Genomic DNA, 10,908 nt, shown 5'->3' with positions numbered 1-10,908 from the left:
TTCCGTCTCGTCGAGCTCAGGTCGAGGCCGAGCGCAGCACCAGCGCGGCTATCGCGAGCAGGGTGATGACCACGACCGGTGCCACCGCGTAGTCCTTCGCCCGCAGGTGGGTGATCAGGGCGCCGATGAAGTAGAGCGCGACGCCGATCGCCGCCGCCCCGCCGAGTGCCGGCACGGCGAGCCCCGCGAGCAGGCCGAGCGCGCCCGCCGCCTTCAGGCTCGCCAGGCGCGGCAGCCAGGAATCCGGCACGTCGAGCTTGGTCATGCTGCCGACGATCTGCGGGTTCCGGGTGAAGGTCAGGAAGGCCGAGGCCGAGAGCGCGAGGGCGAGTAGCGCGGCGACGACGGCATATCCGATGAACATGGATGTACTCCAATGATCCGAGAGCTGCAATCATTGAACTGTATCAACGATTTCTGCGGCTCCACAATAGGTCCGCTGCTACGGTGGAGGGCATGGCAGCTCTCCCGACCGACCGCCTCGGCTTCCTCCTCTCCTTCCGCGGTGAGCTCACCGGCGCCCGCATCCGCGCCGCCCTGGGCGTCGCCGGGCTGCACCCGAGGAACGCGATGACGCTGATGCAGCTCGCCCCCGGGTCGATGAGCCAGCGCGAGCTGGCCGCCGCCATGGAGGTCGACCCCAGCCAACTGGTCGCGATCCTCAATGAACTGGAGTCGGAGGGGCTCGCCGAGCGGCGCCGCGACCCGGCCGACCGGCGCCGGCACATCGTGGAGATCACCGAGGCGGGCGCGGCCGCCCTCGACCGGGTCGACGCGGCCGTGAGCGCGGCCGAGCGCGAGCTCTTCGGCGACCTCACCGAAGCGGAACAGGTCCTGTTGCGCGGCCTGTTGGACCGGGTCGTCGTGGACGCGGGCGAGCACGACTGCGACGCCGGGTAAGGACACCGGGCGGAAAGAATTCCCGGAGGGTGCGCGCGACCGATGAGTTCCGGCGGGGCCCGGGGTCTACCCCCATGAACGGCCCACCACCGAGGAGATGACCATGGTCGAGACCGACACCCGCGTCCTGGACACCGCCGGCGCGACCCTGCGCTACGACGTACGTCCCGGCACCGGGACCGACGAGCGCCCCCTGCTGCTGATCGGCTCCCCGATGGACGCCACCGGCTTCACCACCCTCGCCTCCCACTTCGCCGACCGGACCGTCGTCACGTACGACCCGCGCGGGGTGTCCCGCAGCGAGCGCACCGACGGCGCGACGGAGACGCTCCCCGAGGAGCACGCCGACGACCTGGCCCGGCTGATCGAGGCGCTCGGTGCAGGCCCCGTGGACGTCTTCGCGAGCAGCGGCGGCGCGGTCAACGCCCTCGCGCTGGTCGCCCGGCGCGGCGACCTGGTGCACACCCTGGTCGCGCACGAGCCCCCGACCGCCCAGGTCGTCCCGGACCGCGAGGCGGTCCTCGAGGTCTGCGCGGACGTCCACGCCACCTATCTGCGGGACGGCTGGGGGCCCGCGATGGCCAAGTTCCTGGCGCTGACCGCCCGCAAGGGCGAGTTCCCGGCCGACTGGGCCGAGGAGCCCGCCCCCTCCCCGGCCGCGTTCGGCCTGCCGGCCGAGGACGACGGCTCGCGCGGCGACCCACTGCTCGGCCAGAACATGCGCGGCTGCACCTCCTACGTCCCCGACTTCACCGCCCTGCGCACCGCGCCGACCCGGATCGTCGTCGCGGCCGGCAAGGAGTCCGAGGGCACCTTCGCCGCCCGCGCGGCGGTCGCCGTCGCCGAGGGCGTCGGCACCCCGCTCGCCGTCTTCCCGAGCCACCACGGCGGCTTCCTGGGTGGCGAGTTCGGCCAGCAGGGCGCTCCGGCGGAGTTCGCGGAGGCACTGCGCGCGGTCCTCGACGACGCCCGCTGACCCTCCGCGTCGCGGCACCCATCCGTTGCGTCATTTCTTCCTCGCGGCGGCGGCCTTCACGGCTGCCGCCGCGTCGGCGTCTCCGAGCCCGAGCCCGACCGCGTTCCGCGGCGGCGCGGCCACGGCGGGGGCCTCGCGAGCCGTGGGCAGGGTCCGCATCCGGAAAGGGAGACGAGTTGTTCTAGCGAAGTGCGAACAACTTGTTCTATCCTGATGCGAACAAGGGAGGGTTTCTCATGAACCGAGCCAGGCCGTCCACACCCGCCGCACCCGGCGGGCCCGCCACACCCGCGACACCCGTGACACCGCCGACTCCGGCGGCCACACGCCGCCTTCGCGCGCTCGCCGCGTTCCCGTTCGTCCTCACCCTCGTCGGCCACCTGACACTGCTCGCCGTCTGGGACGACCGGATCCCCGACACCCTCGCCACCCACTTCTCCGGGGGCGACGGCGGCCGTGCCGACGGCTTCACCGGCCGCACCGCGTTCACCGTCATCAGCGTCGCCCTGCTCGTCGGACTCGGCACCGGCTGGACCGCCCTCGTCCGCCGCACCGCGCTCTGGGGCGCATGGGCGACGGCCGGCTTCGCCGGAACACTGCTCGTCCTCCTCGTACGGGGCAACCTGGACGCCGTCGACCCGGCCCGGGTCGTCTCCCCGCTCACCGACCTGGCACTCGGCGCGACGGCCGCCGCCCTGTGCGCCCTCGCGGGCTGGGCGCTGACCCGCCTCGTACCGGCAGGGGAAGGAACGGACGCACCCCGGGGCGCGTCCGACGCGCCCCGGCTCACGCTCGGCGCGAGCGAGGTCGCCGGCTGGACCCGCGCCACCACCTCCCGGCCGCTGACCGTCCTCGCGACCCTCGCCCTCGTCGCCGTCCCGGTCGGCCTCGTCCTCGCGCCCTGGCCCGGAGCCCTGCTCGCGCTGCTCGGCCTGGTCGTCGGCGTACCGGGGCTGGCCCTCGCCCGGGTCCGGGTCACCGTCGACCGGCGCGGCGTCACCGTCCGGCCCTCCTTCGTCTCCCGGCCACGCGTGCGCGTACCGCTCGACGAGGTCGCCGGCGCGAGCGTCCGGGAGCTGGACACCGCCGCCGTGCTCGCCGACTACGGCGGCTGGGGCTACCGGGTCCGCGCCGGCCGTACGGGCGTGGTGCTGCACTCCGGCGAGGCCCTCGTCGTACGGCGGGACAGCGGTCGTGAGTTCGCGGTCACCGTGCCCGACGCGCGCACCGCCGCCGCCCTCCTCAACACGCTCGCCGAACGGCATGGGAAGGTCTGACCGTGCTCTTCCGTGTCGACCCGGCCTCCGCCGTGCCCCTCGGCGACCAGATCGCCGCCTGTGTCCGGGGCGCCCTCGACGACGGCTCCGCCGCGCCCGGCGAGCGCCTCCCGGCCGCCCGGGAGCTCGCCGACTCCCTGGGCGTCAATGTCCACACCGTCCTCCGCGGCTATCAGCGGCTCCGCGAGGAGGGCCTGATCGAACTCCGCCGGGGCCGCGGCGCCCTCATCGTCCCCGGCGCCACCGCCCCCGACCGCGCCCGCCTGGTCTCCCGGCTCCGCGAGGCGGCGGCGGACGCCCGCGAACTGGGCCTGACGGACGAGGAGTTCGTGGAACTGGCGCGGACGAGCCTGGCCTAGGTCACGGCGACGCGCGGGCGAGTCCGGGGTAGGTCACGGCGACGCGCGGGCGAGTCCGGGGCAGGTCACGGCCCCTGGTGCGGACCGGCCGGTTCAGCTCAGCCCAGCTCCCGTACCGGCGCACCCGCCAGAAACGCCTCGACGTCCTCCACCGCCTGCCCGAAGTACCGCCCGTAGTTCCCCTCCGTCACATAGCCGAGGTGCGGCAGCGCGAGCACGTTCGGCAGGGACCGCAGCGGATCGTCCGCGGGCAGCGGCTCCGTCTCGAAGACATCGAGCCCGGCCCCCGCGATCCACCCCTCGCGCAGCGCCCGCAGCAGCGCATCGCCGTCGACGAGCCCCGCCCGGGAGGTGTTGACGAGGTACGCGTGCGGGCGCATCGCCCGTAGCTCGGGTTCCCCGACCAGGCCGCGGGTCCGGTCCGAGAGCACCATGTGGAGCGAGACGAAGTCGCTGTCCGTGAACAGCTGCCGCTTGTCCTCCGCGCGCCGTACGCCGTGCTCGGCGGCCCGCTCCTCCGTCAGGTTCGGGCTCCACGCGCGCACGTCCATCCCGAAGGCGAGGCCGATCCGGGCCACCCGGGCGCCGATCTTGCCGAGACCGACGAGACCGAGGGTCCGGCCCGCCAGGTCGGCGCCGACGGTGGACTGCCAGGGCCCGCCCTCGCGCAGCGCCCGGGCCTCTGCCGGTACATGCCGGGCGAGGCCGAGGAGGAGCGCCCAGGTGAGTTCGGTGGGCGGCTCGGAACTGCTGGCCGTGCCGCAGACGGTGACCCCGCGCGAGCGTGCGGCGGCGACGTCGACGGAGGCGTTGCGCATCCCGGAGGTGATCAGGAGCCGGAGGCGGGGGAGCCGGTCCAGGAGCCCGGCGTCGACGGGAGTCCTCTCCCGCATGACGACGAGGATCTCGCAGTCCTCGACGGCGGTGACGAGCGCGTCCCGGTCGGTGAGGTGCTCGCGCAGGACGCGTACGTCGACGCGGTCGGCGAGCGGGGTCCAGTCGGCGGAGGTCAGGGCGGCGCCCTGGTAGTCGTCGAGTACGGCGCAGCGCAGCTTCATGACGGCATGATCGCGCACGGCCAGGGGCCGGTGGGGGGCTGCCCCCACCGGCCTCGGGCCGGGGCGGTCCGGAGCCCGATCGGGTCGGGCTCCCGCGGGTCACCGGCGGACGGTGTCGTCGGTCTTGAGGTCGTTCAGGGCGTCCTCGAAGTCGTCGAGCTCGTCCGGGCAGTAGACCCGGAGCACGATCCGCTCGACCTCGACGGCCTTGGTGTCGGTGATGACGGGACGCATCCCGGGGCCGGTGGCGCCGTTCCCCTGCTGGATCTTCCACAGAGCGGTCTTCAGGGCGTTGCCGGGGTCCTCGCAGACCGGACCGCCGTCGGTGCCCAGCACCTGTTCCACGGTGTCGGTGTCGGGGGACGGGTATCCCGCCCTCACCAGCTCCTCCTGGAGCCGGTTGGCCTTGGACGCGGACTCGTTGCTCGTCGCCACGGTCTCGTACCGGAGGAGGCCGGTGATGACGAGGCCGACGAGGATCACGATCGCGCCCCAGTAGATCCATTTGTGCTCGGAGGCGAACTGCGTGGGGCTCATGCCTGCTCTCCCTCGCTCGGAGTGCCGGCGGCGGCCGTCTTCCAGCTCGGCTTGCGGAACTTCAGGAAGGCCCACGGGATGATCAGGCCCAGGATGACGAGGCCGCCGCCGACGATGGCGATGTACGACCAGACGCTGCCGCTGCCGAACTGCGAGCTCGGGATGAAGCCGATGCACAGGGCGGCGAGCGAGGCGAGCAGACCGACGACGCACAGGACGCCCAGGGCGGGTGCGCGGTAGCCGCGGGGGTGGTCGGGCTGGGTCTTCCGCAGCCGCATCGCCGCCGCGAACATCAGCAGGTAGACGATGAGGTACACCTGCGTGGTGATGACCGAGAAGATCCAGTAGACGCTGGAGACGTTCGGGATCAGCGCGTACCCGAGGGCGATGAGGGTGGTGACGACGCCCTGGGTGACCAGGATGTTCTGCTGGATGCCGTTCTTGTTCAGCTTCTGCAGGTACGGCGGAAGGTAGCCCTCCTGGCGGGAGATCTCCAGCAGGCCCTTCGAGGGCCCGGCGAGCCAGGTGAGCATGCCGGCGAGGGAGGCCGACACCAGGGCGACGGCGGCGATCGGGGTGAGCCAGCCGATGTGGAAGTAGGCGAAGAAGGCGTCGAACGCCTGCATCACGCCCGCCGTGAGGCTGAGCTGGTCGGCGGGTACGACCCAGCTGATGGCGAGCGCCGGCAGGATGAAGATCAACAGCACCAGGCCCATCGCCAGGAACATCGACTTGGGGTACTCCCTCGGCGGGTCCTTGAGCGAGGAGACGTGCACGGCGTTCATCTCCATGCCGGAGTACGACAGGAAGTTGTTGACGATCAGGACGAGGCTGGCGAGGCCCGTCCACTGCGGGAAGAGGTTCGCGGCGGTCATCGGGGCGGCCGAGGGGTTGCCCTGGCCGAGGAAGACCATGCCGAGGACCACCAGCAGGGTGCCGGGGATCAGGGTCCCGATGATCAGACCCCAGCTGGCGAGTCCGGCCAGTGCCTTCGTGCCGCGGGAGGAGATCCACACGCCCGTCCAGTAGAGGACCACGATGACGATCGCGGTGTACGGGCCGCTGGAGGCGAGTGCCGGGTCGATGATGAAGGCGATGGTGGACGCGACGAACCCGAGCAGGCTCGGATAGTAGAAGATCGTCATCGCGAACTGGCACCACACGGCCAGGAATCCGAGCGGCTTCGACAGCCCCTCCGACACCCACCGGTACACGCCGCCGTTCCAGCCGGAGGCGAGCTCGGCGGAGACCAGGGCGGTCGGCAGCAGGAACACGATCGCCGGGACGAGGTAGAGGAACACGCAGGCCAGGCCGTAGACGGCCATGGTGGGCGCGGCCCGCAGACTCGCCACCGACGCGGTGGTCATCAGGGCGAGCGTCACCCAGGTGAGGGTGGTGGGCGCGGGCCGCGTCGCCGCCCGCGGTTTCGGTACGTCGGCCGGTGTGTCGATGCTGCTCATGGGGCCCTCCCTGGGTCGCGCGATGAGCTCAAGCTCGATCGTGCGGGGGCCTTCCACAAGCGGAGTGCGTCCGGACGGGGGACCCGGTGCACGGGCGCACCGGGGCCGCGCCGCGTCCGGCGCAAGGGCGACCCCGAACTCCTCCGGGTCGACGTCCCCGCCTTCCTCACGGCCGCCGAGGGCGCGTTCCCCGCCCGGACCCGCACCCTCCAGAACGTCCGCCACACGGTGGTCTTCGCCGGTTCGGCCCTGGCCCTGACGGCCGCGCGCTGGTCTGACCTCCGGCGGCGGGAAGCTGGTCCGCCCCGGGCCGCGGGTGGCCGGCCACGGCCTCAGACGGTGGGCGTACGGGTGAAGGAGCGCCGGTACGACCGGGGCGGGACGCCACGGCGCCGGACGAACTGGGCGCGGAGCACCGCCGCGCTCCCGAAGCCGACCGCGTGGGCGATCTCCTCGACCGGCAGATCCGTGGTCTCCAGGAGCTCCTCGGCCCGGCTCAGCCGCAGGGAGAGCAGCCACGCGTGCGGGGTGGTGCCCGTGGAGGCGGCGAAACGGCGCGCGAAGGAGCGGCGGCTCATCAGCGCCCTGCGGGCCAGCTCCGCGACGGGAAGCGGCTCGTGGAGATGCTCCCGGGCCCAGGCGAGGACGTCGGTGAGCCGATCGTCCCGGCTGTCCTCGGGTACGGGCGTGGCGAGGTACTGGGCCTGGCCGCCGTCCCGGTGGGAAGGGAGCACCAGGTCCCGTGCGATGGCGTTGGCCGTGGTGGCCCCGTACTCCCTGCGCAGCAGGTGGAGGCAGAGGTCGAAGCCGGCGGCGGCGCCCGCGCCCGTGACGACGGTGCCCTGGTCGACGTAGAGGGCGTCGGGTTCGACGGTGACGTCCGGGTGGCGTTCGGCCAGGAGTCCGGCGAACCGCCAGTGCGTGGTGGCCCGCCGCCCGTCGAGCAGCCCGGCCGCGGCGAGCGCGAACGCCCCGACGCAGTGGGCCGCGACGAGCGCCCCGCGCGCGTGGGCGGCGGTCAGCGCGTCGAGCACGGCGGGCCCCGGGGGCGTACGGAACTCGGCCCAGGGCAGGGCGATCACCAGATCGGCGGTGGCCAGCCGGTCCAGACCGTGCTCGACCACGAGGGGCAGCCCCACGTCGGTGCGGACGTTTCCCGGCCGGTCGGTGCAGAGCGCGAAGTCGAAGAGCGGAAGACCCCCGCCGCGCGCGTCGAACACCTCGGAGACGATGCCCGCGCCGAGCATGCCGACGCCGTGCGGGGCGTAGGCGGCGACGGTGACGAAGGGCGGCATGGGCCGAGTCTGGCACGGGGCCCGGCCGCGGTACCGAGGACGATGGCACGATTCCCGCGATCGGTGGCAGTGCGGCCACTCGTGAAGATCCCTGCCGCGCAGAAGACTTGGGGGCATGACGAACCACGACGCACCGAGCGCCCGCACCGCCACCTACACGATCCTGACCACCGGATACACGCTCTCCACGGGCCCCGGGGTCGCCGCCACCGTCTCGTACGTGCGGGACGGCGACCGGCATGTGATCGTCGACCCCGGCATGGTGGCGAGCCGCGACCGGATCCTCGGCCCGCTCGCCGAACTCGGCCTGGGACCGGACGACATCACCGACGTGGTGCTCAGCCACCACCACCCCGACAACACCATGAACGTCGGCCTCTTCGGCCGGGCCCGGGTCCACGACCACAAGGCGATCTACGAGAACGACCAGTGGACCGACCGCGACGCGGAGGGCCACGAGCTGGCCCCGTCGCTGCGGCTGATCCGTACCCCCGGCCACAGCCCGGAGGACATCACTCTCCTCGCCGGCACCGACACCGGCGTCGTCGCCTTCGTGGGCGACCTGTGGTGGCGGCCGAACGGCCCGGTGGAGGACCCGGTGGCCCCCGACCACACGGTTCTCAAGGACTCCCGCCTGCGCGTCCTGGCCACGGCCGACGTGATCGTCCCGGGCCACGGCCCGGCGTTCCCGGCCGACGACACGGCGCCGCTGTAGCGGGCAGGCGGGCGGCGGTCGCAGCTACAGCCCGGCTGCGGCCGGGCACGCCCCGGCCGCGGTCCGACACCGGCCCGGGAGCGCCCCGGCCGAGGTCCGACCGCGGTGCCGACGCGGTACGGCCATGGGGCCCGGGTGCCGCCTAGAATGGACTTCCATGTCGAAGCCTGACGAGCTGCTCGTTGACATTGCCGCCACGGTGGAGTCCGGGCAGAGCAATCAGATGTCCATGACGGTGGTCGTGGGGGGTGTGGTCCTCACCGGTCGACTGGCCCCGGAAGCCCTGTGGCGCCAGCGAGTGTCCGAAGTCCTGACGGACTCCGCCCGCCTGGGAGAGTTCTCCGCCGTCTTCAGCCCCTCCGAACGCGCGGACGGGCCACCCACCCACCTGCACTTCCACCTCGCCCGGATCCTCCAGGGCACGGTGGGCATCCCGGAGACCGGCGGCATGTACCGTGTCGCCCTCGAGGACGTCAGCGCCTGGACGGTGGGCGACTTCAGCTACTTCGACCACTGACCGATCAGAAGGTCGTCTCGGAGGGCGAGGCCTGCTCCTCGGCCGTGACCGTGAGGCAGGTGAAGCCGAGCTTCGTCATGGCCCGCACGACCTCGCCGACGCTGAAGTCGCGGCGGTCCTGGCGGGTGACGACCTCGCCGACCTGCTTCACGGGGTACTGGCGTCGCCCGATGACGACGACGTCACCGATGGCGGGCTCGGGCTTGACGCCCTTCATGGATTCGATCACGCCGGCTTTGGTCAGCTCGAACGGGAAGCGGGCGATGACACAGCGCATGGTGACTCCTGCGGAGAAGTGGTCCAGAAGGGGGCCGGCCAGGAAATTCCCGCAGCCGATGAGGGGTACTGAAGGGTACGAAGCGGTTCTACGAGGTACTGCACGGTACTGAGGTTCTCTGGGTTGCAAAGAGCTGAGGCCCGCACCCCAAAGGTGCGGGCCTCAGCTCGTCAGCTTGTGCTACGCGTCGGCGCCGGGTGTCAGGCGGGGACGATGTTCTCGGCGGTCGGGCCCTTCTGGCCCTGCGCGATGTCGAAGCTCACCTTCTGGCCTTCCTGCAGCTCACGGAAGCCGGAGGCGGCGATGTTCGAGTAGTGGGCGAAGACGTCGGGGCCGCCGCCGTCCTGCTCGATGAAGCCGAAGCCCTTTTCCGAGTTGAACCACTTCACGGTGCCAGTCGCCATACCAAATTCTCCTTCGGGGCAGTGCTCGGAGCGCACACAGTGTGTGCTCCGTGTCGCCGCGATGATCGCCCCGTCCGGAAAAAAGCCCGGAAATGAAAAAGGGTGCCCAGCGCCGGAAAAACCGGAAGGGCACTCGTACGTTCGGGACCCACAACTGCAACTGATATCGACAGTAGCACGATGGGGCGGAGCGTGCGGGGTGAAGATTTCCCCCTGTCGCATCCCGTGTGTTTACATGACAAATTTTCACCGCGCGTAGCTGCGAATTCTCACGGGGCGATCTCGGAAATGGGCCCGCGTGGAGCGCGGGCCGCGGGGCGTCCGGGGAGGCGTCGAGGGTGTGGCCCAGGTCACACCGTCCGGTCGATGACCGGCTGTCCCCGGGCCGGTCGTACAGGTGACGACAGAGCGACCGACTCCCCCGCCCGAGGAGGGCCCGTCATGACCGCCACGCTCAACACCCCTGCCCGCGCCGCCCGTTCCACCCCCGGAGCAAACGCCCGGCGCCTGCTGCTCGGCGGGATCGTCGGGGGCCCGCTGTTCCTCGCCGTGGGCCTGGCCCAGGGGCTGACGCGGGACGGCTTCTCCTTCGGCCGCAACGCGATCAGCCAGCTCGCCCTGGGCGACGCGGGATGGGTCCAGACGGCGAACTTCCTGCTGGCCGCCGTCCTGATCGGCGCCGGCGCGATCGGCCTGCGCCGCGCGCTGGCCGGCGGCCCGGGCGCCACCTGGGTCCCGGTGCTGACCGGCGTCTTCGGCGCCTCGTTCGCGGCCGCCGCGGTGTTCCCCGCCGACGCCGGCGCCGGATTCCCCGCGGGCGCCCCCGAGACGCCCGCGCTCAGCACGCACGGCGCCGTCCACATGCTCACCGGCATGGCCGGCTACCTCGCCCTGTGCGCGGCCTTCCTGGTCCTGGCCCGCACGTTCAGCGCCCGCGGCGACCGTGTCCGGGCGCTGACCTCCCGTATCGCCCCGGCCCTGGTACTCGCCGGCTTCGCGGCCTCCGCCGTCACGGTGACGGCGTTCACGGCCGGTGCGGCCCTGGGCCTGTGCTGGCTGGCGGCGGCCGCGTACCGCCTGCGCGCCACCTCGACGCCCAGCCGCTGACCGGACGCGCCGGGCAGTCTCCACCG

Annotated in this window: 14 protein-coding genes; 7 read left to right on the top strand and 7 right to left on the bottom strand. The window is 72.5% G+C overall.

The window, feature by feature from the left end:
* Nucleotides 1-16: 16 nt before the first annotated feature.
* Nucleotides 17-364, bottom strand: coding sequence for a DoxX family protein (locus IF00_RS0130800; RefSeq protein ID WP_030323704.1), 348 nt, complete (start codon nt 362-364; stop codon nt 17-19).
* A 92-nt stretch (nt 365-456) separates the two neighbouring features.
* Between IF00_RS0130800 and IF00_RS0130795 the strand changes: the two genes are divergently transcribed.
* From IF00_RS0130795 to IF00_RS0130775, 4 genes are all read left to right on the top strand, one after another.
* Complete coding sequence (locus tag IF00_RS0130795; RefSeq protein ID WP_030323701.1) at nt 457-900, top strand: MarR family winged helix-turn-helix transcriptional regulator; 444 nt, start codon at nt 457-459, stop codon at nt 898-900.
* Nucleotides 901-1,003: 103 nt separating this feature from the next.
* A complete protein-coding gene (locus IF00_RS0130790) occupies nt 1,004-1,876 on the top strand; it encodes an alpha/beta fold hydrolase (RefSeq protein WP_078944905.1) in 873 nt (290 codons plus the stop codon).
* Nucleotides 1,877-2,112: 236 nt separating this feature from the next.
* Nucleotides 2,113-3,153 carry a hypothetical protein gene (locus IF00_RS0130780; RefSeq protein WP_245234678.1) on the top strand — a complete coding sequence of 347 codons (1,041 nt, stop codon included), beginning with the start codon at nt 2,113-2,115 and terminating at the stop codon, nt 3,151-3,153.
* A 2-nt stretch (nt 3,154-3,155) separates the two neighbouring features.
* Nucleotides 3,156-3,512 (top strand): GntR family transcriptional regulator, encoded by a 357-nt coding sequence (locus IF00_RS0130775; RefSeq protein WP_030323696.1) that lies wholly within the window; start codon nt 3,156-3,158, stop codon nt 3,510-3,512.
* 98 nt (nt 3,513-3,610) lie between these two features.
* Here the strand turns inward: IF00_RS0130775 and IF00_RS0130770 are convergent, their stop codons facing one another.
* From IF00_RS0130770 to IF00_RS0130755, 4 genes are all read right to left on the bottom strand, one after another.
* Entirely contained in the window at nt 3,611-4,570 is a 960-nt protein-coding gene (locus tag IF00_RS0130770) for a D-2-hydroxyacid dehydrogenase family protein (RefSeq protein WP_030323695.1), read from the bottom strand.
* Nucleotides 4,571-4,669: 99 nt separating this feature from the next.
* Nucleotides 4,670-5,107 carry a hypothetical protein gene (locus IF00_RS0130765; protein WP_030323693.1) on the bottom strand — a complete coding sequence of 146 codons (438 nt, stop codon included), beginning with the start codon at nt 5,105-5,107 and terminating at the stop codon, nt 4,670-4,672.
* Nucleotides 5,104-6,567, bottom strand: coding sequence for a glutamate/gamma-aminobutyrate antiporter GadC (gene gadC, locus IF00_RS0130760; protein WP_030323691.1), 1,464 nt, complete (start codon nt 6,565-6,567; stop codon nt 5,104-5,106). Before gadC ends, IF00_RS0130765 begins: the two co-directional genes overlap by 4 nt.
* 332 nt (nt 6,568-6,899) lie before the next feature.
* The gene (locus IF00_RS0130755) at nt 6,900-7,862 is read right to left on the bottom strand and encodes a GlxA family transcriptional regulator (RefSeq protein ID WP_030323689.1); all 963 of its coding nucleotides are present in this window, start codon (nt 7,860-7,862) and stop codon (nt 6,900-6,902) included.
* A gap of 115 nt (nt 7,863-7,977) precedes the next feature.
* Between IF00_RS0130755 and IF00_RS0130750 the strand changes: the two genes are divergently transcribed.
* Together IF00_RS0130750 and IF00_RS0130745 are read left to right on the top strand one after the other, a co-directional pair.
* Nucleotides 7,978-8,577, top strand: coding sequence for an MBL fold metallo-hydrolase (locus tag IF00_RS0130750; protein WP_030323687.1), 600 nt, complete (start codon nt 7,978-7,980; stop codon nt 8,575-8,577).
* Between the two features lie 157 nt (nt 8,578-8,734).
* Nucleotides 8,735-9,094 (top strand): hypothetical protein, encoded by a 360-nt coding sequence (locus tag IF00_RS0130745; protein WP_030323685.1) that lies wholly within the window; start codon nt 8,735-8,737, stop codon nt 9,092-9,094.
* Nucleotides 9,095-9,098: 4 nt separating this feature from the next.
* Here IF00_RS0130745 and IF00_RS0130740 read toward each other — a convergent pair whose 3' ends face one another.
* Nucleotides 9,099-9,371, bottom strand: a complete 273-nt coding sequence (locus IF00_RS0130740) for an SCO5918 family protein (protein ID WP_030323683.1) — start codon at nt 9,369-9,371, stop codon at nt 9,099-9,101.
* Nucleotides 9,372-9,571: 200 nt separating this feature from the next.
* Nucleotides 9,572-9,775 carry a cold-shock protein gene (locus tag IF00_RS0130735; RefSeq protein ID WP_015034705.1) on the bottom strand — a complete coding sequence of 68 codons (204 nt, stop codon included), beginning with the start codon at nt 9,773-9,775 and terminating at the stop codon, nt 9,572-9,574.
* A 441-nt stretch (nt 9,776-10,216) separates the two neighbouring features.
* Here IF00_RS0130735 and IF00_RS0130730 point away from each other — a divergent pair, with 441 nt between their 5' ends.
* Nucleotides 10,217-10,882 (top strand): DUF998 domain-containing protein, encoded by a 666-nt coding sequence (locus IF00_RS0130730; protein ID WP_030323680.1) that lies wholly within the window; start codon nt 10,217-10,219, stop codon nt 10,880-10,882.
* Nucleotides 10,883-10,908: the final 26 nt, after the last annotated feature.

Source organism: Streptomyces flavochromogenes, assembly GCF_000717595.1.
GTDB classification, from domain to species: domain Bacteria; phylum Actinomycetota; class Actinomycetes; order Streptomycetales; family Streptomycetaceae; genus Streptomyces; species Streptomyces flavochromogenes.
The sequence above is the reverse complement of the archived record's forward strand: the minus strand, read 5'-3'. Positions and strand labels throughout refer to the sequence as shown.

Excerpts from the sequence above, each read along its gene's own strand:
- IF00_RS0130800 (WP_030323704.1), bottom strand. The coding sequence starts at position 364 with ATGTTCATCGGATATGCCGTCGTCGCCGCGCTACTCGCCCTCGCGCTC.
- IF00_RS0130795 (WP_030323701.1), top strand. The coding sequence starts at position 457 with ATGGCAGCTCTCCCGACCGACCGCCTCGGCTTCCTCCTCTCCTTCCGC.
- IF00_RS0130790 (WP_078944905.1), top strand. The coding sequence starts at position 1,004 with ATGGTCGAGACCGACACCCGCGTCCTGGACACCGCCGGCGCGACCCTG.
- IF00_RS0130780 (WP_245234678.1), top strand. The coding sequence starts at position 2,113 with ATGAACCGAGCCAGGCCGTCCACACCCGCCGCACCCGGCGGGCCCGCC.
- IF00_RS0130770 (WP_030323695.1), bottom strand. The coding sequence starts at position 4,570 with ATGAAGCTGCGCTGCGCCGTACTCGACGACTACCAGGGCGCCGCCCTG.
- IF00_RS0130765 (WP_030323693.1), bottom strand. The coding sequence starts at position 5,107 with ATGAGCCCCACGCAGTTCGCCTCCGAGCACAAATGGATCTACTGGGGC.
- gadC (WP_030323691.1), bottom strand. The coding sequence starts at position 6,567 with ATGAGCAGCATCGACACACCGGCCGACGTACCGAAACCGCGGGCGGCG.
- IF00_RS0130755 (WP_030323689.1), bottom strand. The coding sequence starts at position 7,862 with ATGCCGCCCTTCGTCACCGTCGCCGCCTACGCCCCGCACGGCGTCGGC.
- IF00_RS0130750 (WP_030323687.1), top strand. The coding sequence starts at position 7,978 with ATGACGAACCACGACGCACCGAGCGCCCGCACCGCCACCTACACGATC.
- IF00_RS0130745 (WP_030323685.1), top strand. The coding sequence starts at position 8,735 with ATGTCGAAGCCTGACGAGCTGCTCGTTGACATTGCCGCCACGGTGGAG.
- IF00_RS0130740 (WP_030323683.1), bottom strand. The coding sequence starts at position 9,371 with ATGCGCTGTGTCATCGCCCGCTTCCCGTTCGAGCTGACCAAAGCCGGC.
- IF00_RS0130735 (WP_015034705.1), bottom strand. The coding sequence starts at position 9,775 with ATGGCGACTGGCACCGTGAAGTGGTTCAACTCGGAAAAGGGCTTCGGC.
- IF00_RS0130730 (WP_030323680.1), top strand. The coding sequence starts at position 10,217 with ATGACCGCCACGCTCAACACCCCTGCCCGCGCCGCCCGTTCCACCCCC.